Annotated in this window: 20 protein-coding genes and 1 pseudogene; 19 read left to right on the forward strand and 2 right to left on the reverse strand. The window is 63.5% G+C overall.

The features are described 5' to 3' along the window. Positions 1–57: 57 nt before the first annotated feature. A complete protein-coding gene (locus tag IAE39_RS02065; RefSeq protein WP_201198949.1) occupies positions 58–504 on the reverse strand; it encodes a nuclear transport factor 2 family protein in 447 nt (148 codons plus the stop codon). A gap of 3 nt (positions 505–507) precedes the next feature. After that, entirely contained in the window at positions 508–1,317 is an 810-nt protein-coding gene (locus tag IAE39_RS02070; RefSeq protein ID WP_167057502.1) for a ribonuclease activity regulator RraA, read from the reverse strand. A 175-nt stretch (positions 1,318–1,492) separates the two neighbouring features. Here IAE39_RS02070 and IAE39_RS02075 point away from each other — a divergent pair, with 175 nt between their 5' ends. The 19 genes and pseudogenes from IAE39_RS02075 to IAE39_RS02165 all read left to right on the forward strand — a co-directional run bounded on the left by IAE39_RS02075 (position 1,493) and on the right by IAE39_RS02165 (position 23,668). Continuing rightward, positions 1,493–3,055, forward strand: a complete 1,563-nt coding sequence (locus tag IAE39_RS02075) for an IclR family transcriptional regulator domain-containing protein (protein WP_201198951.1) — start codon at positions 1,493–1,495, stop codon at positions 3,053–3,055. Between the two features lie 341 nt (positions 3,056–3,396). Further along, the gene (locus IAE39_RS02080; protein WP_201198953.1) at positions 3,397–4,596 is read left to right on the forward strand and encodes an acyl-CoA dehydrogenase family protein; all 1,200 of its coding nucleotides are present in this window, start codon (positions 3,397–3,399) and stop codon (positions 4,594–4,596) included. Beyond that, a complete protein-coding gene (locus IAE39_RS02085; RefSeq protein WP_201198955.1) occupies positions 4,596–5,546 on the forward strand; it encodes a D-isomer specific 2-hydroxyacid dehydrogenase family protein in 951 nt (316 codons plus the stop codon). Before IAE39_RS02080 ends, IAE39_RS02085 begins: the two co-directional genes overlap by 1 nt. 29 nt (positions 5,547–5,575) lie before the next feature. Continuing rightward, positions 5,576–6,370: a class II aldolase/adducin family protein gene (locus tag IAE39_RS02090; protein ID WP_201198957.1), complete on the forward strand. Its 795-nt coding sequence runs from the start codon at positions 5,576–5,578 to the stop codon at positions 6,368–6,370. Between the two features lie 88 nt (positions 6,371–6,458). After that, positions 6,459–7,208: pseudogene (locus tag IAE39_RS02095) on the forward strand (ABC transporter permease); the annotation flags it as partial. 4 nt (positions 7,209–7,212) lie between these two features. Continuing rightward, positions 7,213–8,007 carry an ABC transporter ATP-binding protein gene (locus IAE39_RS02100; RefSeq protein WP_201198961.1) on the forward strand — a complete coding sequence of 265 codons (795 nt, stop codon included), beginning with the start codon at positions 7,213–7,215 and terminating at the stop codon, positions 8,005–8,007. A gap of 70 nt (positions 8,008–8,077) precedes the next feature. Beyond that, positions 8,078–9,700 (forward strand): ABC transporter substrate-binding protein, encoded by a 1,623-nt coding sequence (locus IAE39_RS02105; RefSeq protein WP_201198963.1) that lies wholly within the window; start codon positions 8,078–8,080, stop codon positions 9,698–9,700. After that, positions 9,697–10,647, forward strand: coding sequence for an ABC transporter permease (locus IAE39_RS02110; protein ID WP_201198965.1), 951 nt, complete (start codon positions 9,697–9,699; stop codon positions 10,645–10,647). The genes IAE39_RS02105 and IAE39_RS02110 overlap by 4 nt, the downstream gene beginning before the upstream one ends. Positions 10,648–10,649: 2 nt before the next feature. Next, positions 10,650–11,552: an ABC transporter permease gene (locus IAE39_RS02115; protein ID WP_201198967.1), complete on the forward strand. Its 903-nt coding sequence runs from the start codon at positions 10,650–10,652 to the stop codon at positions 11,550–11,552. Further along, on the forward strand, positions 11,549–13,171 hold the full coding sequence (locus tag IAE39_RS02120; protein WP_201198969.1) for a dipeptide ABC transporter ATP-binding protein: 1,623 nt from the start codon (positions 11,549–11,551) through the stop codon (positions 13,169–13,171). Before IAE39_RS02115 ends, IAE39_RS02120 begins: the two co-directional genes overlap by 4 nt. A 296-nt stretch (positions 13,172–13,467) precedes the next feature. Next, the gene (locus IAE39_RS02125; RefSeq protein WP_201198971.1) at positions 13,468–13,623 is read left to right on the forward strand and encodes a hypothetical protein; all 156 of its coding nucleotides are present in this window, start codon (positions 13,468–13,470) and stop codon (positions 13,621–13,623) included. Positions 13,624–13,678: 55 nt separating this feature from the next. Beyond that, positions 13,679–15,259, forward strand: coding sequence for a flavin monoamine oxidase family protein (locus IAE39_RS02130; RefSeq protein ID WP_201198973.1), 1,581 nt, complete (start codon positions 13,679–13,681; stop codon positions 15,257–15,259). Positions 15,260–15,274: 15 nt separating this feature from the next. Further along, positions 15,275–15,772 (forward strand): RidA family protein, encoded by a 498-nt coding sequence (locus IAE39_RS02135; RefSeq protein ID WP_201198980.1) that lies wholly within the window; start codon positions 15,275–15,277, stop codon positions 15,770–15,772. Positions 15,773–16,018: 246 nt separating this feature from the next. Next, complete coding sequence (locus tag IAE39_RS02140) at positions 16,019–18,460, forward strand: TonB-dependent receptor plug domain-containing protein (RefSeq protein ID WP_201198982.1); 2,442 nt, start codon at positions 16,019–16,021, stop codon at positions 18,458–18,460. Positions 18,461–18,679: 219 nt separating this feature from the next. Then, positions 18,680–20,275, forward strand: a complete 1,596-nt coding sequence (locus IAE39_RS02145; RefSeq protein ID WP_201198984.1) for an FAD-dependent oxidoreductase — start codon at positions 18,680–18,682, stop codon at positions 20,273–20,275. Then, positions 20,272–20,625 (forward strand): 4Fe-4S dicluster domain-containing protein, encoded by a 354-nt coding sequence (locus IAE39_RS02150; RefSeq protein WP_201198986.1) that lies wholly within the window; start codon positions 20,272–20,274, stop codon positions 20,623–20,625. Before IAE39_RS02145 ends, IAE39_RS02150 begins: the two co-directional genes overlap by 4 nt. Positions 20,626–20,641: 16 nt before the next feature. After that, a complete protein-coding gene (locus IAE39_RS02155; RefSeq protein ID WP_201199062.1) occupies positions 20,642–21,625 on the forward strand; it encodes an ABC transporter substrate-binding protein in 984 nt (327 codons plus the stop codon). 25 nt (positions 21,626–21,650) lie between these two features. Continuing rightward, on the forward strand, positions 21,651–22,985 hold the full coding sequence (locus IAE39_RS02160; RefSeq protein WP_201198988.1) for an LLM class flavin-dependent oxidoreductase: 1,335 nt from the start codon (positions 21,651–21,653) through the stop codon (positions 22,983–22,985). Then, complete coding sequence (locus tag IAE39_RS02165) at positions 22,982–23,668, forward strand: peroxiredoxin-like family protein (RefSeq protein WP_201198989.1); 687 nt, start codon at positions 22,982–22,984, stop codon at positions 23,666–23,668. The genes IAE39_RS02160 and IAE39_RS02165 overlap by 4 nt, the downstream gene beginning before the upstream one ends. Positions 23,669–23,906: the final 238 nt, after the last annotated feature.

The raw sequence follows: 23,906 nt of genomic DNA on the forward strand, positions 1-23,906 counted from the left end.
GTACCTGTGGGAGCGGGTTTATCGGGGCGCCGAACCGCCGCGAACAGGCCAGTGGCGTTAACGCGCCTTCGGCTCCAGGTGATACCCACGGCCGATGTAGTCGAAATCGACCAGTTCGTTGATCACCACGTCCTTGTCAGCCGGCGAGGCGTAATAGGCGCGGATCTCCTTGATCAAGCCGCTCTGCTCGTCGAACACGTACCACTCATCACCGCGCAAGGCCGAACCCAGCTTGCTTTTCCAGTGAGTCCACTCGATCACCGCTTCGTTACTGTCGTGGCTGACCAGGATCTTCTCGATGGTCCACTGCGAGCCCAGGTTTTCCACGCACCACACCCACTTACGGGCGATGGTGTCAGCCGTGCGCCACGGGATTTCCGGCAACCCCGAGGGGAAGTAGTGCACCGCGTCCGGGGTGAAGCAGGACACCAGCTTGTCGTAGTCACCTTCGTTGCAGGCGTCGAAGTAGCGGCGGATCAGTTGTGCATGCTTGTGCTCGGCCATGGCTCAGCCCTCCTCGCGGTCGATGATCGACGGGATGGCCGGGCGGCCGGCGGCGACCCAGGCGTGGTAGTCGGACACCGACGCCGGGCTCGGCGGGTACACGCCCCACAGCGGCTCGCCTGCGGCAATGCGCATAGCCAGGTAGCCTTCGATGTCATCCTGCACACTGCACACCTCGGCCAACTCTTCAGCCAGGTGCGCAGGAACCACGGTCAGGCCGTCGGCGTCACCGACAATGATGTCGCCCGGGTACACGGCCACGCCGGCGCAACCGATCGGCACCTGCAGGTCAGCCACGTGGTGATAGGAAATACGCGTGGTCGCGGTGATCTCACGGGCATAAGCCGGCAAGCGCATGGCGGCGATCTCGCTGCCGTCGCGCAGTGCGCCATCGGTGACGATGGCCTTGGCACCACGGGCCAGCAGGCGGGTCACCAGGATGTTGCCGGCCGACGCGGCGGCCGGGTCGTTGCGGCTGTCGATCACCAGCACATCACCCGGCTGGATCTGCTCCACGCCCACCCATTGCAGGTTGTCGTCGTTGGGCTTGGTGGTCATGGTCGAATAGGTGTCGATGTCTTCACGGGCGGGGATAAAGCGCATGGTGAAAGCACGCCCGGCGAACGGTTTGGCGTCGCGGCACATGGCGCGCAGGCCGACCAGTGCCGGTTGGCGGAAGCCACGCTTGAACAGCTGGGTGGTCAGCGAGCCGCTGCTGCACGTAGCCAGCTTGGCCAGCACTTCGTCGCTGACAACGACCTGTTTACCGGAGACGCTTTCATGGGCATCTGCGTAGTTGTGGATGACGGACATTGTTGTAGGTTCTCCTCGCGGGTTCATCCGATGGGCGGTCAGGGCAAATTCCCAACATATGGAACATGCGTTAACTGAATGCCCTGCTGAGGCCGATTCTATGGCGGAAAGCTGAGATAAAAAGGGGCAGAATGGATGCTCAAGCAGTCGAGTTCCAACAGATGGGAATCAAACAATGAAAGCAGGTGAAGGCACCGCCGCGCTCGAAAAGGCCCTGGACGTACTCCAGGCCATTGGCGCAACCGCCACCGGCATCAGCCAGGCCGAGCTGGCCGAGCAGGTGCCGCTGCCGCGCACCACCCTGTACCGCATCATCGCCACCCTGGTGGAGCGCGGCATGATCCGCCGCGACCCGACGCGCAAGGTCTACCGCCTGGGCTTCAACTACCTGGAGATGGTCCGCAACGCCTACCTGGAACCAGACCTGGTGGCCGCCGCCAGTGCCGAGCTGCGTGCCCTGCGCGACCTGACCGGCGAAACCTCCTATCTGGCGGTGCTCGACGGCAATCAGGTGCTATCGCTGGAACGTTGTGACGGCGCCCACACCCAGCGCTCGTCCGCCAGCCTTGGCCAGGGCAAGCCGGTGTACTGCACCGGCCAGGGCAAGGCGATCCTCTCCGCGCTCTCCCCTACGGCCCGCGACGAGATCCTCAAGGGCCTGGTGCTGGCACCGCTGACGCCGCTGACCATCACTGATCGCCGCCGGCTGCTGGCCGAATTGCAGATCACCCAGGCGCGCGGCTATGCCCTGGACGACGAGGAAATCCGTCTGGGCATCCGCTGCGTCGCAGCGCCGATCATCGATAAGCAGGGTCTGGTACGCGGTGCCTTGAGCGTGGCCGGGCCGGCCTACCGCCTGACACTGGAGCGCCTGACCCTCCTCGGCCCGGAACTGGCTGACGCGGCGCGCCGGGTCGGCGAGCAGCTGCGCCCGGACACCACCCCGCGCGCCACCGGCGAGCTCAGCGTGCTGCCCGGCCCCTGGGCGTTTCACGGCGCGTTCCCGCGCTGGCACGCGGGCCAGCGCGTGCTGTACTGGGCCGACACCTTGGCGCCGGCCATCCATTGCTGGGACGGCCAGTCCAGTCGCTTGCTGACTCGCCTCGACCTGCCGATACGCGGCATGGAACTGCACCCTGACGGCCTGCTGGTGGCCCAGGCCGGCGGCTGGTCACTGATCGACTGGGATGGCAAAGAACACCCGCGCCAGGATCTGCTCGGCAGCCGCCTGCTGGCCTTGGCCATGCATCCATCCGGCACCTTGTGGGCATGTGCCAAAAGTGGCAATGGCTGTTTGATCGGCGAACTCAGCGCCGAGGGCGAACTGCGTCATGGCTGGTCGTTGCCGGAGCCGGTCAGTGCGTTTCGCTGGGATGCCAAGGGCAAAGCGGTCTATGCCCTGGCGCCGGAAGCGGGAGATATCCTGCTGATGCAGCCGGGCAGCAGCGTGCGCCGGCTGGCCTCGCTGCCGCGTGGCGGTGGCAGCTTGGGCGGGTTGGCGCTGGATGGTAAAGGAGGTGTCTGGACCACGCAGCTGGACGGCTGGAGCCTGGCGCGCTTCGATGCCGAGGGCAATCTGGACCAGATGATCGGACTGCCGGTGCCGAGCCCGACCGATCTGTGCTTTGGTGGGGAAGCTGGCACCATCCTGTTCATCACCAGTGCTCGCCATGCATTGCAACTGGAAACCTTGGCCAGTGCGCCGAATTCAGGATGCCTTATGCAAATGCAGACTTGAGCTTCAACAACCGCACGTGTCGACCAAGCACAGACCCGATACGCTGCATTCACTTTGCTTCTGCCTGATCAGCGTATAACGGGACTGACCGCGTAATGATCATTCCTTACTATCCATTCAGCGCAACGCCTGCAGGTGGCAACCTGACCAACCCCTTAAAATTCCAAAAACGCATAACTAAACTGATCTTAACTCAATAAAACTGATAATTAGCTTAGAACCAAAAATACTTTTACAGCCGGCACTTATAAGAATACGGTCTCTCAAAGCTACCTCTCACACTGGGGCGCTACAGAACTCAACAGGCTACGCCTGCCATCTGCGCCCGTGATGAGAGACCCATGACGCAATCTGCCGATACCCTCGCCTTTTCGCTCAACGACCGTCCACGCCTGGATGGCGATGATGTTCGCTTCCAGGCGCTGCTCGACGAAATCACCGCCACACTCGCGGCCAGCGCCAATCGCTATGACCGCAGCGGGGCGTTTCCTTTCGAGAACTTCGAACTCCTGCAACGCCACGGCCTGCTGGCGCTGACCGTGCCACGCTCGCTGGGCGGTAGCGAGGCCGATCTGCCGACGGCGTTGCGGGTGATCCGTGCGGTGGCCAAGGGTGAGCCGTCCACGGCGTTGATCATGGTCATGCAGTACCTGCAACATTTTCGCCTGCAGCAGAATGCCAACTGGCCGCAAGCACTGCGCCGTCAGGTCGCGCTGGACGCAGTGGAAAATGGCGCATTGATCAACGCCTTTCGTGTCGAACCCGAACTGGGCACACCCGCCCGCGGCGGCCTGCCGGCGACCACCGCGCGGCGCACCGCCGAGGGCTGGCGCCTCAGTGGCCGCAAGATCTACTCCACCGGCAGCCACGGCCTGACCTGGTATGTGGTATGGGCACGCAGCGACGATGCCGACCCGCTGGTCGGCGGCTACCTGGTGCACCGCGATACCCCAGGCATCCGCATCATCGACGACTGGGACCACCTGGGCATGCGCGCCACCTGCAGCCATGAGGTCGTGTTCGATGACGTACTGCTTCCACTTGAGCATGCGGTAAGCGTAAGCCCTTGGAGCGCGCCACGTGCCGAGTTCGACGGTGAAAGCCTGCTGTGGATGTCGGTGCTGCTGCCGGCCATCTATGACGCCGTGGCCCAGGCAGCCCGCGACTGGCTGGTGGGCTTTCTGGAGCAGCGTAAGCCCTCCAACCTAGGCGCGCCACTGTCCAGCCTGCAACGTTTTCAGGAAATCGTCGGGCGTATCGACACCTTGTTGTTCGCCAACCGCACCCTGCTCGACTCGGCCGCCGCCGGCCAGGTGCAGGCGCAGCATGCCGGGCAGATCAAGCAGTTGGTCAGCAGTAACGCTATCCGCGCCGTGGAACTGGCCATCGAAGCGGCTGGCAACCCTGGGCTGTCGCGCAAACATCCACTGGAGCGGCACTTTCGCGACGTGTTGTGCAGCCGTATCCACACCCCGCAGGACGACGTAGCGCTCAGCGCTGTCGGGCGCGCCGCCTTTGCCCAATTCAGGGAGACCTTGTAATGAGCCAGTTCATCGCCAGCCAACTGGATGCCGAAGCCAACGCCTACCTGCGCGAGCGCTTGCCAACGGCGCATATCGTCGAGATTCCGTTCGGCCCCGGAGGCCTTGGCCAGATTCCCCACAACGCCAGCGCGCTGATCGTGCGGCCGATCAATGTGCGGGGTGTAAAGCTTGAAGAGCAGCCGGCCGGTTGGCCATGGTCGCTTGAATGGGTGCAGTTGGCGTCCTCTGGCATCGACTTCTACCCGCGCTGGCTGTTCGACGTTGCACAGGTCACCAGCGCCAAAGGCGCCAACGCCAACTCTGTCGCCGAGTTCGCCCTGGCGGCGATCTTCAGCGCCGCCAAACAGTTGCCCGATATTTGGGTCAACAACGACGATTGGCACTTCACCCATCTACAGCCCGTAAAAGGCGCCACCCTGGGTATTCTCGGCCTGGGCGCAATCGGCCAAAGCCTGGCCAACAAGGCGCTGGCGCTGGGTATGCGGGTGATCGCCCACGGGCGCCCTGGCCAGCCGATTGCCGATATCGCCGGGGTTGAAGCTGCACGCGATATCCATCACCTGTTCGCCGAGGCCGACCACTTGGTGGTGGTGGCGCCGCTGACGGCCGACACCCGCCACCTGCTCGACCGCGACGTGCTGGGGAGCGCAAAACCCGGCCTGCACCTGATCAACCTGGCGCGCGGCGGCCTGCTCGACCAACAGGCCCTGCTCGAAGCCCTGGACAACGGCAGCATCAGCCGCGCCACCCTGGATGTGACTGACCCGGAGCCGCTGCCCGCAGGCCACCCGCTGTACAGCCACCCGCAGGTGCATATTTCCCCACACACCTGCGCGCTGTCCACCGACGGCAAGCACACGTTCATCGACGATTTCGTCGCCAATTACCAGCGCTTCCAGGCCGACCAGCCCCTGGAAAACCTCGTCGATATCGCACGCGGTTACTGAACAACTCGCCACCCGGCCCGGAGATTGCCATGAGTTCACTCGCAGCCCTACACAGCACACCGTCCGTTCAACAGCGCGTCAGCCCGGAAGAATGGGAAGTGCGCGTCAAGCTGGCCGCCGCCTATCAACTGGCCGCGCTGTTTCGCTGGACCGACCACATCTACACGCATTTCTCGGCCCGCGTACCGGGGCCGGAAGAGCACTTTCTGATCAACGCCTTCGGCCTGCTGTTCGATGAAATCACCGCCTCCAACCTGGTCAAGGTGGATGTTGACGGCACCATCATCGACGACCCGCTGAACCTCGGTATCAACCAGGCCGGCTACGTGATCCACAGCGCCATCCACCGCGCCCGCCCAGACCTCAAGGCGGTGCTGCACACCCATACCCGCGATGGCGCTGCCGTTTCGGCCCAGCGTGGCGGCCTGCTGCCGCTGTCGCAACACGCCCTGGCGTTCTACAGCCGCGTGAAATACCACGAGTACGAAGGTGTGGCGTTGGAGCTCGACGAGCAGCAGCGGCTGGTTGCCGACCTCGGTGACAGCAACATTTTCATCCTGCGCAACCACGGCCTGCTTACAGGTGGCACCAGCGTCGAGCACGCCTTCCGCGAGTTACACGGCCTGGAGCGTGCCTGCAATATCCAGATCGCCGCCCAGGCCGGCGGCAACGCCGACCTGCTGCATGCCCCACAGGCGGCCATCGAGAAAGTGCACGAGCAGTCGGCACGTTTCGCCGATGGCCAGGGCCCGGGGGTCAAGCTGCACTGGGATGCGCTGATCCGCCAGCTCGAACGGGCCTATGGGCAACGCTACAAAGACTGATCGACGGGGTGTTTTCATGACGCATGCCACTACTGTCCAGGTCAGCAAGCCTGCGCATCGCTTGGCAAAAAAGTGGTCAGCACCAGACGTTTTACTGCGCCTGGCAAGCCCGCTGGCCATTCTGTTGATCTGGGAAATCGCCTCGCGCGCCGGGCTGATTCCTGCCCGGGTGATCGCCGCGCCGAGTGAAATCGGCGGCACGCTGTGGGAGCTGATCCGCAGCGGTGAGCTGCTACGCCACCTGCTGGTATCCCTGCAGCGGGCTGTCACCGGGTTGAGTATCGGCGTGGCCATCGGCGTGACGGTAGCGTTGATCACCGGCCTGTCGAAACGCGGTGAAATCGCCCTCGACTCACCGATGCAGATGCTGCGCACCATTCCGTCGCTGGCGCTGGTGCCACTGTTCATCCTCTGGTTCGGCATCGGCGAATTCACCAAGGTGGCACTGATCGTCATGGGCACGACCTTTCCCATCTACCTCAACCTGTTCGCCGGCATCCGCAATATCGACCCCAAACTGGTCGAGGCTGCCAACACCCTGGGGCTTAGCCGCAGCGAGCTGATCTGGCACGTGATACTGCCAGGTGCGCTGCCGTCGTTTTTCGTTGGCCTGCGCTACTCGCTGGGCATTTCGTGGCTGGCCCTGGTGTTCGTCGAGCAGATCAACACCACCGCCGGCATCGGTTACCTGGCCAGCGACGCCCGCGACTTCATGCGCACCGACGTGATCGTCATCTGCCTGCTGATCTACAGCGTGCTTGGCCTGCTGATTGACGGCCTGATTCGCACCCTGGAACGCCTCACCCTGGCCTGGCGCCCCTCTTTCATAAGGACCTGATGCCATGAATGCGCAAAGCCAGTTCAACTATCAGCCAGCCGTGAGTCTGCGCGGCGTGGTGCGCCAGTTCGGCGAAAATCGTGTCATCGACGCCCTCGACCTGGACATCGCGCCGGGCGAATTCGTCGCCCTGCTCGGTGCCAGCGGCTCGGGCAAGACCACCCTGCTGCGCGCCTTGGCTGGCCTTGATGCCATCGACGGCGGTGAACTGATCGCGCCACAGGCACGCTCCGCCGTGTTCCAGGAACCGCGGCTGATGCCTTGGAAGCGTGCCTGGAAAAACGTCACCCTGGGCCTGCGGGTGAACAACCCCAAGGCGCGCGCCGTTCAGGCGCTTACCGAAGTGGGCCTGGCCCATCGCCTGGAGGCATTTCCAGCCACCCTGTCTGGCGGTGAATCGCAGCGCGTAGCGCTGGCGCGCAGTTTGGTGCGCGAACCCAGGCTGCTGCTGCTCGACGAACCCTTCGCGGCGCTCGATGCCCTGACCCGCATCCGCATGCACCGGCTGATCATCGACCTCTGGCAGGCCCATACCCCGGCGGTGCTGCTGGTGACCCACGACGTCGACGAAGCCATCCTGCTGGCCGACCGCATCATCGTGTTGCAGCAAGGGCGCATCGCCGAAGCACTGCGTGTTGATCTGCATCGCCCCCGAGATAACGGCCAATCGGGTTTCAACGCCATCCGCACACGCCTGCTGGCCTTGCTCGGCGTTGAAAAGGACGACCCGGACAGCCTTGGCCGTGACCACAACCCTTTTATCGCCCCGGGCTATCCACTGAGCGCAATCGCCATCTGACCGGCACGCCCCCGGACACACTCCTCGCTTACGACTTCCAAGGCTCCGGCCGTACCCCAGGGACCACACCATGAACAAACTCCGCCTTGCGACCCGCCTGCTGGCCTCCTGCGTGCTCGCTGCCAGCCTGGCTGGCTGCTCGCCGTCCACCGATGAAGCCGCCAGCAAAACCCTGAATATCGCCTTCTGGGCTGACAACACCATTCTGGTGAGCGTTGACCCGTTCCAGGTCTACTGGCTGGAACACCGCGTAATGCTGCGCAACGTCGCCGAGTCGCTCACCGACCAAGACCCGCAAACCGGCGAGATCATCCCGTGGCTGGCCAAAAGCTGGGCCATCAGCGATGACGCCCTCAGCTACACCTTTTACCTGCGCAACGACGTCACCTTCAGCAACGGCGAGCGCTTCGATGCCAAGGCCGTGAAGGCCGCGTTCGACAGCAACAAGGCGTTCGCCACCGAGCTGCCGGCGACCTTTGGCGCCACCTACCTGGCGGGCTACGACCACGCTGAAGTGGTCGACGACTTTACCGTAAAGCTGGTGCTGAGCAAGCCGAATGCCGGCTTCCTGCAAGCCACCTCCACCACCAACCTGGCGATTCTGGCGCCGGCTTCATACCAGCTCAGCGCCCAGGAGCGCTCGCTGGGCAAGATCATCGGCACCGGCCCGTTCGTGCTCGACCACTACACCCCGGAAGTCGGTGCCAAGCTGGTCAAGCGCCAAGGCTACGCATGGCCATCGGCCAACGTGAAAAACCGCGGTGAAGCACACCTGGACACCATCGAGCTGAGCTACATCCCCGAAGAAAGCGTGCGCAACGGCCTGTTCCTGCAAGGCCAGGCCGACATCCTCTGGCCGCGCAACCCCTTCTCCGAGGTCGATATCAAGCTGTTCCAGTCCAAGGGCGCGACCATCCAGAGCCGCTCGCTGCCAGGGCCGGCCTACAACCTTTACCCGAACACCCGGCGCCTGCTGGCCGACAAACAGGTGCGCCTGGCGGTGCAGAAGGCCATCGATCGCAAAACCTACGCCAGCGCGGTGTACAGCGCCAACTTTCCGGTCGTTCGCGGCATTTATGACGTCACCACGCCCTACGCCAAGGACCAGAGCGACAAACTCGCCTACGACCCCGAAGGCGCCGAGCACCTGCTTGATGCCGCTGGCTGGCTCAAAGGTGCCGACGGTTACCGGCAAAAAGATGGCAAGCGCCTGACCCTGAGCTACAACATCACACCTGCTGAAACCGCCGGTGATGTGCTGATCCAGGACCAACTGCGCAAGGTCGGTATCGACCTGAAACTCGCCGTGACCACCCGCGCCGAGTGGTTCGCCAACAATGCGTCGGGCAACTACGACCTGACCATCAACTACATGACCCGCGCTGAGCCGATCATTCTGCAGACCATTCTCGACCCGCGTTCGGCCAACAGCGCCACCGTGGCCACCAACACCTACGAGCCACAGGCCCTGGAAAAGGCCACTGCGCTGTTCGATGCGGGTATCACCGCCACGCAGCCACAGCAGCGCGCCGAAGCTTACGGCGGCTTGCAGGACCTGCTGCTCGACGAAAGTTCGGCCTTCCCCATCTACGAGCGCGTGTGGCAAGCCGCCACATCAGCCAAGGTCAAGCACTTCCAGTGGACTGCCGAAGGCTTCGCCCTGCTCAGCGATATCGAGGTAAGTGAAAAATGAGCCGCTACTTGATCGGCCGGGTCGGCCAGGCGCTTCTGGTGCTGTGGGGCGCCTACAGCATCACCTACTTCATCCTCTACCTGCTGCCAGGTGACACCTTGTCGATCATGCTCAGCGCGTCAGGCATGGAGGTCGACTCGCTGTCGGCGCAAGACCTGGCCAAGGCCCAGGCTTACTACGGCCTCGACAAGGGCGTTTTCGAGCAGTATTTCAGCCTGCTGTGGAATGCCCTGCAGGGCGATTTCGGCCAGTCGCTGTCGCTTAACCGGCCGGTCAACGAGCTGTTGCTGCAACGCCTGCCACAGACCCTGGCGCTGGCCGGCCTGGCCATCGCGCTGTCACTGATCGGCGGCATCGGCCTGGCGTACCTCACCGCCTATACCCAGTGGCGCCCGCTCAAGGTGGCCTTGGCCCGCCTACCGTCGCTGGGCTTTTCGGTGCCGGTGTTCTGGATGGGCCTGCTGCTGATCCAGGTGTTCGCCTTCAGCCTTGGCTGGTTTCCGGCCACCGGCAGCCGGGGTTTCGACAGCCTGATCCTGCCCGCCGTAACACTGGCCATCCCCAGTGCGGCGGTTTACGCCCAGGTGCTGCAGCGAGGCTTCCAGGGCGTATGGCAGGAACCCTACATCGCCACGGCTTATGCCAAGGGCCTGAGCCGCAGTCAGGTACAGGCGCGCCATGCGTTCAAAAACGCTGCGTTGCCGATCCTTACGCTGATTGGCCTGCAGGTTGGCAACACGGTATCTGGCGCGGTGCTGGTGGAGACCATCTTTGCCCGCAATGGCGTGGGCCGCCTGGCCCAGGAAGCGGTACTTCGCCAGGACATTCCGGTGGTGTTGGCAATCGTCGCGGTGTCGGCGGCGGCGTTCGTACTGGTCAACCTGATCGTCGACCTGCTGTATCCCTACCTCGATCCCCGGATCGCTCACACACCAAAGGTATCCTGACCATGAACACCGATACCCGCCTCTCGTCCTTGGGCGCAGCCGCCGCCCCGGTGGCCTCGCCCTGGCGCCGTCGCAGCCGCTTGCAGCGTGTAGCCAGCGCAGTGCAGCCGCTGTTGCGTCGACCAGGTTTCAGCCTGGCCGTGCTGATCGTGCTGTTCGCCCTGGTATCGGCCCTGGTGCCGCAACTGCTGAGCGGTTACGACCCCTATGCCACCTCGCCGACCGACAAGCTCACTGCGCCGAACCTGGCCCACTGGTTCGGCACCGACGAAGTCGGCCGTGACCTGTACACCCGCGTGGTCTACGGCTCCAGCCTGTCGGTGCAGGCCGCGCTGCTGGCGGTGGGTATCGCACTGGTCGGCGGGCTTGGCCTCGGCGTGCTGTCCGGCTTTGCCGGCGGGCGTATCGACGCGGTGATCATGCGTTTCGTCGACGTGCTGCTCGCCCTGCCCGGCCTGTTGCTGGCACTGGCCATTGTCACCGCCATCGGCTTTGGCACCGTGCCGGTGGCGATTGCCGTGGGCGTTGGCATCATCCCAGGTTTTGCGCGTACCACCCGGGCCGAAGTGCTACGAGTGAAAACCCTGCCCTATGTGGAAGCCGCGCGCTTGGGCGGCGCCAGCTGGGGGCGCACGTTGCTGCGCCATATCCTGCCCAACGCCTGGGGCCCGGTGGCGGTGCTTGCCACGCTGGACTTCGGCGCGGCGATTCTGGCCACCGCCGGCCTGTCGTTTCTCGGCTTTGGCGCGGCACCGCCGGCTGCCGAATGGGGCACGCTGATCGCCAACGGTCGGCACTTTCTGATCACCGCGCCCTGGGTGTCGCTGCTGCCGGGGCTGTTCGTGGTTGCCGTGGTATTCAGCCTTAACCATATCGCCCGCACCTTCGAGGAGAACTCGCGATGAGCAGCCCCCTGATCGACATCCGCCAACTGGCCGTCAGCTACCGCAGCGCAGGCCAGGTGACCGATGCCGTAAAAAACCTGTCGCTGAGCGTAGCCCATGGTGAAACCGTGGCCATCGTCGGCGAGTCCGGCTCGGGCAAATCGACCCTGGCCAATGCCATTCTCGGCCTGCTGCCGGAGAATGCAAAGATCACCGCTGGCGAACTGCATGTCGAGGGCGTCAACCTCAGCCAGGCCAGTGAGCGACAAAAACGCAAGCTGCGCGGGCGCACCATCGGCCTGGTGCCACAGGACCCGATGGTCAGCCTCAACCCCACCCTGCGCATCGGCCAGCAGATCGGTGAAGCGCTGATCCTCGCCCATGGCCGCCGTTATCCGGGGGTGGATGCCGATACCGTCGAGTTGCTTGAACAGGTCGGCCTCGACAAGCCTGTATTACGTGCACGTCAGTACCCGCACGAACTGTCCGGCGGGATGCGCCAGCGCGTGTTGATCGCCATCGCCCTGGCCGGCAACCCGAAGCTGATCATCGCCGATGAGCCCACCAGTGCCCTCGACGCGACCGTGCAACGCAAGATTCTCGACCACCTGCAACGGCTGGTCGCCGAGCGCGGCATCTCGCTGCTGATCATCACCCACGACCTGGGCATGGCTACCGACCGCGCCGACCGTATCGTGGTGATGAGACAAGGTGAATGGGTCGAACAAAGCACGCCCAGGCAGATTCTGGAAGCGCCGCAGCATGACTACACCCGCGCCCTGCTGGCCGCCGCGCCGGCCTTCAGCACACGCCGCAAGCCGCGCCAACCCGTTGGTGCCAAGCAGCAGCCGATCCTCAGCCTGCACAATGTCGGCAAGGTATTCACGTTGCCCAAGGTCAAGGGCGAAGACAGCCAGTTCACCGCCTTGCAGGACCTCAGCCTGCAGGTTTACCCCGGCCAGACCCTGGCCATCGTCGGTGAGTCCGGTTCAGGTAAAAGCACGGCGTTGCGTATCGCCCTGGGCCTGGAAAAGCCCAGCCAGGGCCGCGTGCAGTTCGAGCAACAGGACGTCACCCACCTCAGTTGGCGCGAGTTCCGCCCGCTGCGCCAACGTATCCAGCTGGTACAGCAAAACCCCTTCGCTGCGCTCGACCCGCGCTTCAGCATTTTTGACAGCATCGTCGAACCCTTGGTGTCCTTCGGGCTGCTCAAGGGCGAGGCGTTGGAGCAGGCTGCGCGTGAGCTGATCACCCGCGTCCACCTGCCGGTCAGTTACCTGGACCGCCTGCCCCGGGAGCTGTCTGGTGGCCAGCGGCAACGGGTGGCCATCGCCCGCGCGCTGGCGCTCAAGCCCGATCTGCTATTGCTTGATGAACCGGTGTCGGCGCTGGACGTTTCCGTGCAGGCGCAAATCCTCGACCTGCTGCTGGAGCTGCAACGTGAGTCGGGCATCGCCTACGTGCTGGTATCGCACGACCTGGCGGTGGTGGCCAACGTCGCCGATCAGGTGCTGGTGTTGCGCAATGGCCAGGTCATCGAACAGGGCTCGGTACAGCACGTGTTCGAACACCCGGCCCAGGATTACACCCGCGAGCTGATCGCGGCCATTCCTGGGCAGCGGCTGGCGTTGGCGTCGTGATTTATATCTTCAGAGACGAATCTTTATCGGTAGGCACCTGACAGCCATTAAAATGCGGAATATATATTTTAAGAAGCATATAAATGCATATTTTCGATAATTAGAATAGAACCACAAAGTCTTTCAAAATATTTTCTTATAGAGATATGTTCTCTTCAGACCGACCACGGACAGGTGGAGGCAAAGGATTTCCGCTCCTTCGTCCGTATCCGTAGCCGACCATCGGCGTGGTAAATGGCCCTGGCATGCTGATATCCGACATCACTTCTACTGTTGGTTGTCAGGAACTTGCGGCCATGAACCGTTCGCCGAATATCGCGCTCAATCGCCTCCCCTTTGCCGTTGCCCTGGCAACCCTTGCCCCTTTCGCCCACTCAGCGGATGCAGCCGATAACAAGCGCCTGCCAACGACCACGGTCACCACGCTGCTCAGCGTGCGTCACGACCTCTAGCTCACGTTGGGCCAGCCGCCTGGCTGGCCACCACTTTCGATAAGGAACATTCGATATGGGACTTACCCGTAGGGATCTGATCGGCCATCTGATGGCCGCTGGCGGTTACGGCGCAGCGCTTGGCAGCCTGTCCGCGCTGGGCTTGCTGCCAAGCACGGCAGCCGCCACCAGCTTCGCCCCACTGGGCCTGCCGACCGCAGCAGGCAACGGCAAGCGCGTGCTGATCGTCGGGGCCGGCATCAGTGGCCTGGTCAGTGCCTATGAACTGCGCAAGGCCGGTTTCGAGGTACGCATCCTGGAAGCCCGCGAGCGGATCGGCGGGCGTGCATGGACGTTGCGCAATGGCGACCGCATCGAACACAACGATGGCACTGGCCAGACGGTGCAGTTCGATGATGGCCACTACTTCAACGCAGGCCCGGCGCGCCTGCCCAGTCACCACCTGACCATCCTTGGCTACTGCCGCGAACTCGGCGTACCGCTCGAAGTGCTGGTCAACAGCAGCCGCAACGCCCTCGCACAACCCGACCTCAGCCAGCCGCCGTTACTGTTGCGCCAGGCGGTCAACGATACCCGAGGCCATCTCAGTGAACTGCTGTCGCGCAGCGTCAGCAGCAAGGCACTGGACAAGCAGCTGGACGCCGCCGACCAAAAGGCGCTGCTGGATTTTCTCAAGGTCTACGGCGACCTCAACGAGCAACGCGCGTACCAAGGTTCCGTGCGCGCCGGCTACAGCCGCTTCGCAGGCGCAGGCGAGCAAACGCCAATCCAGCGCCAGCCGGTTGCCCTTAAACAGTTGCTCAACCCCAACCTGATGTTGCCACTGGTTTTTGACGAAATCCCTGAGTTTTCCGCGACCATGTTCCAGCCGGTGGGCGGCATGGATCAAATTGCCAAGGCGCTGTACGCCAAGGTGCAGGACACGGTGCAGTTGCACGCCGAAGTGCAGGCGATCCAGACCTCCGACACCGGGGCGCGCGTCAGCTGGCGTGACCGGCGCAGCGGCAAGACCCAGGTAGAGAGCGCTGACTACGCCATTGTCACGATTCCCTTGCCACTGCTGGCCAGGATCGAGCACAACTTCGGTAAACCGACACAAGACGCCATCGAACTGGCCAAGCCGGACCTGGCCAACAAGGTGGCCTGGCAGGCACCGCGCTTCTGGGAAAGCGAATTCCAGATTTATGGCGGCCTCTCCTACATCAACCACGAAGCGCGCCTGCTCTGGTACCCCAGCGACCACCTCAACAGCGCCCGAGGCGTGCTCGTCGGCACTTACAACAACGGCGAAGTGGCGCGCCAGTTCGCCAGCCAGTCGCTTGCCCGGCAACTGGCTTCATCGCGCAGTGCGGTGGAGTCGCTACACCCCGGGCATGGCGGCAAATTGCAGAATGGCGTGGCCGTCAACTGGTCGAAAGTGCCCTTCAGCGAGAGCCCGTGGATCGTTCACGACGAAGTGGCCGAGCCCGGTTACAGCCAGCTCAACCAGGCCAAGGGCCGCACCTGGCTGGCCAGCGATGCCCTGGCCCACGGTGGCGTCGGCATCTGGCAGAACACCGCCGCCGAGTCGGCGCGCCATGTGGTACAGCAGATCGCCAAGCACGCGCAACAACAGCAACGCGGCGTCGCCGCCTGAACCAGGAACCTGCCCATGAAAACCGCTGCCTTGCTACTTGGAACCCTTATGACCCTGTCTGCACTCAACGCCCAGGCCGACACCATCAAACGTGTGGCCCCTCCTGGCTCCAACTTTCCCATTTCGCAACTGGTGACCGTGCCGGCAGGCGCCGCGCTGACCTTCGTGAGCGGCACCCTGCCGGACGTTGCCGACCCCAAGGCCGCACCGCAGACAATTGCGGCTTACGGCAATACCGAAACCCAGACCTTTTCGGTACTGAGCAAGCTCCGCACGGCGCTGCAAAGCCAGGGCCTGGACCTCGGCGATATCGTGCAACTGCGGGTGTTTTTGGTCGGTGACCCGGCCAACGGCGGCCGGCTCGACTTCGCCGGCCTGCAGGCGGCCTACACAAAGTTCTTCGCCACCGCCGACCAGCCCAATAAACCGACCCGCACGGCATTGCAGGTCGTTGCACTGCCACTGCCGGGCGCGCTGGTCGAGATCGAGGCAATTGCCGCCAAGGCACCCTGACCACCCTTAAATAGAGAAAACGCTACCTCATTGAATTAGCAGGGACCCAGTGGGAGCGGGCTCGCCCGCGAACACCGGCGAAGCCGGTGCCATCCACCGAGTCGCCTGCCTCGCGGCGGCTCGACAAGCCCGCTCCCACAGGGATAGCGGCGATCTTCTACCCAGTACCGCTTGATCCTTCTGCCGGGCCAGCCCGGCGGACAGGCTTCGTGCAAGCAAAAATCAATAGTGCCTCAGGAAGAGACCATGCCTTTACATCTGCCAACCGTCCACTTTCACCCCGCCTTGCTGGCACTGGCCATCGCCGGCACCAGCCTGGGCGCCCCAACCACCTTCGCCGCCAGCAACGACGACCAGGCTACCGACTCGGCGCAACTGGGCACGGTGATCGTCACCGGCAACCGGGGCTCGGAGAAACGTACCGTCACCACCAGCCCGGTACCGATCGACGTGATCAGCGCCAAACAACTACAGGAAACCGGCAAACCCGGCCTGATGGAAGCGCTGAGCGCTACCGTCCCTTCCTTCACCCTGCCGGAGAAAACCGGCTGGGATGCCAGCGGCATGGCCCGCGCGCCAAGCCTGCGCGGCCTCAACGCCGCGCAGGTGCTGGTGCTGGTCAACGGCAAACGCCGGCATACCAGCGCCACGCTCAACATCAGCGGCATCCATGCCGGCGCCGCACCAACCGACCTCGATCTGATCCCCATCAGCCTGATCGACCACGTCGAAGTGCTGCGTGATGGCGCTGCCGCGCAATATGGCTCGGACGCCATTGCCGGGGTGATCAACGTGATCCTCAAGGCCGACGAGTCCGGCACTTCGGTGACCAACGTTGGCCAGGGGTACGATGGCAAGAAGCAGACCGTGCAGCAGAGCCTCAACAAGGGCTTCGAAATCGGTAATGGCGGCATCCTCCAGCTCGCGCTGGATGCACGCAGCCAGAACGACGACAACAAAGCCAGCGCCAACGGCTATAGCTATGCAGAGGCTTTTGAAAAGGCCGGCAAGGCCACCTATGGCGGTTACGGCACGCCGAAGATCAACTTGCTGACCCTGGGCTACAACGCCGAACTGCCAGTTGGCGACGACCTCACCTTGTACTCCTTCACCACCTACTCGCACCGCAAGGCCGAGCAGGGCCAGAACTTCCGCCTGCCGACCATCACCAACACCATCACCACCGGCCCCAATGGCTACCCCGCCGGCTACACGCCAACCTGGTACATCGATGAAGACGACTTCCAGGCGGCCCTTGGCGGGCGTGGCGAAATCGGTGAGTGGGCCTGGGACCTGTCCAGTACCTACGGGCGCAATGCCGCACTGCAAGGCACAACGCACAACCAGAACCCGTCGCTCGGCGAGGCGACGCCCAATCACTTCGAGTCCGGCACCTGGATTGCCACCCAACTGACCAGCAACCTCGACCTCAGCCGCAGCTTTGATATTGGCCTGGAGAAACCGCTGGACCTGGCCTTGGGCCTGGAGCACCGCAAGGAAACCTATCAGGTACGCGACGGTGACTGGGCCTCCTGGGCCAACGGCGGTTACTGCCGTGCCCCCGGCGATTGCGCCTCGTCCGGCGCCCAGGTCACCAACGGTATCTCGCCGGCCGAAGCCACCAGCACAAGCCGCAACAGCGTGGCAAGCTACATAGACGTCGGCTTCAACCCGCTGCCGCAGTGGTACCTGGGTGGTGCGCTGCGCTACGAACACTACAACCAGGGCGTTGGCGCCACCCGCAGCGGCAAGCTCACTACCCGCTACGACTTCACCCCTGAGTTCGCGGTGCGGGCAACCGTCAGTAACGGCTTCCGCGCGCCTTCGCTGGCCAACAGCCTGTTCAGTGCGCGCTCGACCACCTATGGCGTGGTCAATGGGGTTTACCAGTCGATCAACTACGGCGTGCTGCCGGTCGAATCGGGCGCCGCTCAAGCGCTGGGCGCGACGGCCCTGAAACCCGAGCGCTCGACCAACTTCAGCCTGGGCGCCACCTTCCAGCCCAACGAACGCCTGTCATTCACCGCCGACGCCTACGTGATCAACGTGCGCGACCGCATCACCCTGACCGGCACCCTGCTTGGCCCGGAGGTGACCCAGACCCTGCTGGCCAACGGCATCGACTCAACCACCGGAGGCAGCTACTTCACCAACGGCGCCAACACCCGTACCAAGGGCCTGGACCTGGTCGGCAACTACGACCATGCCCTGGGCAACTGGGGTAAGGTGAAATGGACGGCGGCCTTCAACTGGAACCAGACCGAAATCCTCAGCTACAAGGAAAATGCCAGCATCCAGGGCACCAGCTACGCATTGATGGATCGCCAGGCCCGTAACTTCATCACCGATGTACAACCCAACACCAAGCTGATTCTCGGCGCCAACTGGCAGCTGGATCGCTGGACCAGCAACCTGACCCTGACCCGCTACGGATCCTGGCGCGAAGTCAACTCTGCCGCCGACCGCAGCCTGGATCGCGAGTACAAGGCACGCTGGATCACTGATGTGGATGTGGGCTACCAACTGACCAAGGACCTCAACCTGGCGGTCGGTGCGCAGAACCTCTTCGATATCTACCCCGAGCGCCAGAACCCAAGCAGCAAGACCATGACCAAAGGCTATGGCGCCTATTCGCCCTATGGCTTTACCGGTGGTTACTACTTCACCCGGCTGACCTACAACTTCTGATAAAACCCGGGCCTGCCATGCCCTGAAGGCATGACGGGCACGGGATTTTTAAATACCTATTTCTGATATTGCAAATAACATTAGATAAGTTAATTACATAATTAGCTTAGAACCACAAAGACTTTCACAGCCGTTTCTTAGAAAGATATGGTTGATTCAAGACCGACCCCATGCCTGGCGGAGGCCGTCCTTACGACCCCCTCCAGGAGCAAGCAACCCATGACATCTCCGCTCACCACCCGTGCCCCAACGCTACAGATCGACGCCGACGTGCTGGTGATCGGTGGCGGCCTGGCGGGCACCTGGGCTGCGGTCGCAGCAGCCCGCGACGGCGCGCGCGTAGTACTGACCGAAAAGGGTTTCTGCGGCACCAGCGGTGTAACCGCCACGGCAGGCCCTGGGCATTGGTGGGTGCCGCCCGAGCAGCGTCAAGCGGCCATCGACAAGCGTATGGCCAGCGCCGCCGGGCTCGGCGATGCCGACTGGATGGCGCGCATCCTGGAAACCACCTGGCAAACGCTACCGAGCCTCGACCGCCTCTATCGCTTTCCAGAAAACCCGCAAGGCGAGAAGCAGTACCGCGCCCTGCGTGGCCCGGAATACATGCGTGCCATGCGTCAACTGGCGCTGGAGCATGGCGTTACCCTGCTCGACCACAGCCCTGCGCTGGAGCTGCTCAAGAACGGCAACGGCGAGCTGGCTGGCGCCCGGGGCCTGCAGCGCCAGCAGCAGCGCGAATGGGTGGTGCGGGCCCCTGCGGTGGTGCTTTCCACGGGCGGCTGTGCCTTTCATTCACGCCTGCTGGGCAGCCAGAACAACACCGGTGACGGCTACCTGATGGGCGTCGAAGCCGGTGCCGAGCTGTCCGGCATGGAGTTCTCAAGCTACTACTGCATCGCCCCGGCTGGCAGCACCATGACCCGCTCGATGGTTTACACCTTTGGCCGCTATTTCGATGCCAGCGGCCGCGAACTGCCGATCAGCCAGGGGCCCGATTTCAACCAATCGCTGGCCCGTGCCCTGCTCGAAGGGCCAGTGTATTGCCGCCTGGATCGCATTCCTCACGACATTCGCGCACGCCTGCCCTATGTGCAGCCGAACCTGATGCTGCCGTTCGACCGCTCAGGGATAGACCCCTACCGCGACAAGTTTGCCGTAACCCTGCATGGCGAGGGCACAGTCCGAGGCGTCGGCGGCCTGCGCCTGGTCGACGACAGTTGCCAAACCCGCCTGCCAGGCCTGTTCGCCGCAGGCGATGCAGCCAGCCGCGAACAGGTAACGGGCGCTATTTCTGGCGGCGGCGCGGTGAATTCGTCCTGGGCGCTGTCCAGCGGACAGTGGGCTGGCCGTGGCGCTGCGCTGCATGCCCGTCAACACCCGCTACGCTCCGGCCCCGGCTACGGCACCGCACGCGTCGGCCTGCTGCCGCTTGGCGACGACCGTAAGGGCAGTAGCGACTTGGTCAGCACCGTGCAGGACGAAATGCACCCCTACGACAAGAACCTGTTTCGCACGGGTGCACAATTGCAGCGTTCCCTGGCGGAGCTTAACAACAGTTGGGACCGCCTGCGCGAACAGCGTGCCGCCCGTGATCCCGCCGCGCAACTGCGCTGGCGGGAGACCGCCGCCATGCTCGCCAGCGCCCGCTGGTGCTATGGCGCCGCGCTGGAGCGCAAGGAAAGCCGTGGCATCCATCAGCGCAGCGATGTGCCCCGACAGCTTGCAAGCTTTGACCTGCACTTACGCAGCGGCGGCCTGGATGCACCCTGGGTACGCCGCGATCCGCTGCAGGCCCAGGCGCAGGTGCCGGCATGATCGAGCTGATCCTCAGCGACCGTTGCAACGGTTGTAATCAATGCGTGGCCGCCTGCCCGACAGACGTACTCGCCGCAGGCATCGACGGCCTGCCGACCATCGCCCGCCAGGCCGACTGCCAGACCTGCTTCATGTGCGAGCTGTATTGCAACAGCGACGCCCTCTACGTACACCCCGCCAGCGACCACGCGGTCACCGTCGACCCCGAGCAGATCCGCGCCAGTGGCCTGCTCGGCCAATACCGGCGCGACTCTGGCTGGCACGAATGGGCCGATGACCCGCGCTACACCAACCAGCACTGGCGCATGGAGGAAATCTTCGTGCTCGCCCGCAGCCTTTCGAAAAACTGACAGGAGACATTCCATGCTGATCCGCACGTTCATGACCAGCCTGCTCAGCGCCAGCGTACTGCTTGCAAGCCTTGTCAGCGCCGCAGACCTGGAACCGCTGCGCGTGGCCAACCAGAAATCCTCGCTCAAGGTGTTGCTCGAAGCCGCTGGCGAGCTGGACGATGTGCCCTATCGCATCGACTTTTCAGAATTCGCTGCCGCCGCCCCCCTGGGGGAAGCATTGAATGCCGGGGCCGTGGATATCGGCGCCCTGGGCGACGCGCCCTACGTGTTCGCCCTGGGTGCCGGCGCGCCGCTGAAGACGGTCAGCATCACCCATGCCGACGGCCGCTTCAGCACCTCGATCCTGGTACCCAAGGATTCCCCCCTGCGAAGCGTGACCGACCTCAAGGGCAAACGCATCGTCACCAACCGCGGCTCCATCGGCCACTTCCTGGTGATCCGCGCACTGCAGGACGCCGGCCTGAAAACCAGCGACGTGACCTTCGTCAACCTGCTGCCCACCGACGCACGCAGCGCCCTGGAAAGCGGCAACGCCGACGCCTGGTCGACCTGGGACCCGTACACCACCATTGCCATCACCCAGAACGGCGCGCGCATCTTGCGCAAGGGTGACGACCTGCTGACCAACCACCTTTACCTCGCAGCCACCAACAAAGCCATTGCGGACAAACGCCCGCAACTCGACGACTTCGTGCAGCGCATCGACCGCGCCTGGAGCTGGGTCAACAGCCACCCACGCGAATACGCCCAAGCCCAGGCCAAGGTCACCGGCCTGCCGGTGGAAGTGCACCTGGCCTCGGCCAGCAACACCGACTTCCAGCCCGTGGCCATCACCGATGCGGTCATCGCCAACCTGCAGAACACCGCCGACACCTATCTGGCCGAGGGCGTACTGACGCGGCCAGTGAACGTCAGCCAAGGTTTCGACAAGAGCTTCAACGCCAGCCGTCACTTGCAGGTCGAGCAGCTGGCAGCCTCGACACAGAAACAGCAATAAGCCTATTCAAATCCGGAGAACCCGCATGAGCAAACCGCAGATCAAACTCGGTGCAATGATTCACGGTGTCGGCCATGGTTGGGGCGAATGGCGCCACCCGGACGCGCTGGCCGATGCCAGCGTCAATTTCGGCTTCTACAAGCAGCAGGCGCAGTTGGCCGAAAAGGCCAGGTTCGACTTTGCCTTCATCGCCGACAGCCTGCATATTCACGCCAAATCCAGCCCGCACTACCTCAACCGCTTCGAGCCGCTGACCGTGCTGTCGGCACTGGCGGCAGTGACGGAGCACATCGGCCTGGTGGCCACCGTGACGGTCAGCTACACCGAGCCGTTCCAGGTCGCCCGCCAGTTCGCGTCGCTGGACCTGATCAGCGGCGGTCGCGCCGGCTGGAACGTGGTCACCTCGTGGCTGTCCGGCACTGCCGACAATTTCGGCAAGGCGCAGCACCCACCGCACGCCACCCGCTACCGTATTGCCCGCGAGCATGTGAATGTGGTCAAAGGCTTGTGGGATTCCTGGGAAGACGATGCCTTTACACGAAACAAGCAAAGCGGCGAATTTTTTGACCCGGAAAAACTCCATACCCTCGATCACCAAGGCGAGTTCTTCAAGGTCAAAGGCCCGCTGAACATCCAGCGCTCGCGCCAAGGCCAGCCTTTGATCTTCCAGGCCGGTACCTCAGAGGATGGCCGCAACTTCGCCGCGCAGAATGCCGATGCGATCTTCGTCAGCCCGGACTCCTTCACCGACGCCCGCACCTACTACGCGGACCTCAAGCAGCGTGCTGCCAAGGCCGGCCGCAACCCGGACGAGCTGTTCATCCTGCCCGGCATTCGCCCGATCATCGGCCGCGATGCCGAAGAGGTGGAAAGCCGCTACCAACAGGCTGTAGAGCTGGTGACCATTGAAGACGCCATCGTCGCCCTGGGTCGCCCGTTCAATGATTACGATTTCTCCAGACACGATCTGGACGCCCCATTCCCCGACCTCGGCGACCTGGGCAGCAACAGCCAGAAAGGCGGCTCTGACCGCATCAAACAGCAAGCCCGGGATGAAAACCTGACCCTGCGTGAAGTGGCCCTGCACTTTTCACGTCCGCGCCGTGATTTCGTCGGCACGCCAGAGGAAGTCGCCAACGCCTTGCAGGACTGGTTCGAAGACGGCGCAGCCGACGGTTTCATCATCAACTCGCTGTTGCCCGACGGCCTGGCTTATTTCGCCGAATACGTGGTGCCACTGTTGCAGGCCCGTGGCCTGGTACGCCGTGAATACGACGGCAATACCCTGCGCGAAAGCTTCGGCCTGGCCGTGCCCACCAACCGCAATACCCTGCGCCGTGCACAAGGAGAAGTGGCATGAGTGAATCGCTCAATGACCTGCTGGCCGAACTGCACGCCGAGCGCGTGCGCACCTGGGCACCCGAAGCGTTGAAAGTGAACATCGACCAGCGCCAGACGCTGGTCGATCAAGCGCACCATGACCAGTTCGTCAGGGCCGGTGACAGCATCGCGGCGTTCGAGCTGCTCAAAGTCGAAGGCGGCTCGCTAAGCCTTGATCAATTGGTCGCCGATGGCCCTGCCGTGCTGGTGTTCTTCCGCTTTGCCGGCTGCCCGGCGTGTAACATCGCCATCCCCTACTACGAGCGCAACCTGCAACCGGCACTGCAGGCACGCGGCGTACCCCTGGTGGCAGTCAGCCCGCAGGTGCCCGAGCGCCTGGTTGAAATCAAGACCAGGCACAACCTGAGCCTGCAAGTCGCCAGCGACAAGGACAACGCCCTGGCTCGCCGCTTGGGCGTGCTCTATGAGTTCGACGAGGCTTCGCGCCAAGCTTCGTTGAGCAAGGGGCCAGGGATCGGTGAAGTTACCGGCACCGGGACGTGGGAGCTGCCGCAGCCGACCGTGGTGGTTATCGGCACGGACAAGCGCGTGCACTTTGCCGAGGTCAGCCCGGACTGGCTGGTGCGCAGTGAGGCGCAGGTGATCATTGATGCGGTGGATAGGGTGCTGGGCGATAACGAGAAGGTGGCCAGAAGCGCCTGATTTGCGGGGCATGGCACCGGCTGCGCCGGTGTTCGCGCCGGTTCGACAACTCGAAAAGCCCGCGCCCACAGGGTGGCGCATTCCACGAAGGTGGTGCGATTCCTGTGGGAGCGGGTTAACCCGCGAAGCAGGCGACGCGGTGGATGGCACCGGCTATGCCGGTGTTCGCGGGTGAACCCGCTCCTACAACGTCAACGCTAATTCAATGAGTCAGGGTTTTCCTTTGAACAACTGAAAA

This window comes from Pseudomonas sp. S37, assembly GCF_016658545.1.
In the GTDB taxonomy this organism is placed as follows: Bacteria; Pseudomonadota; Gammaproteobacteria; order Pseudomonadales; family Pseudomonadaceae; genus Aquipseudomonas.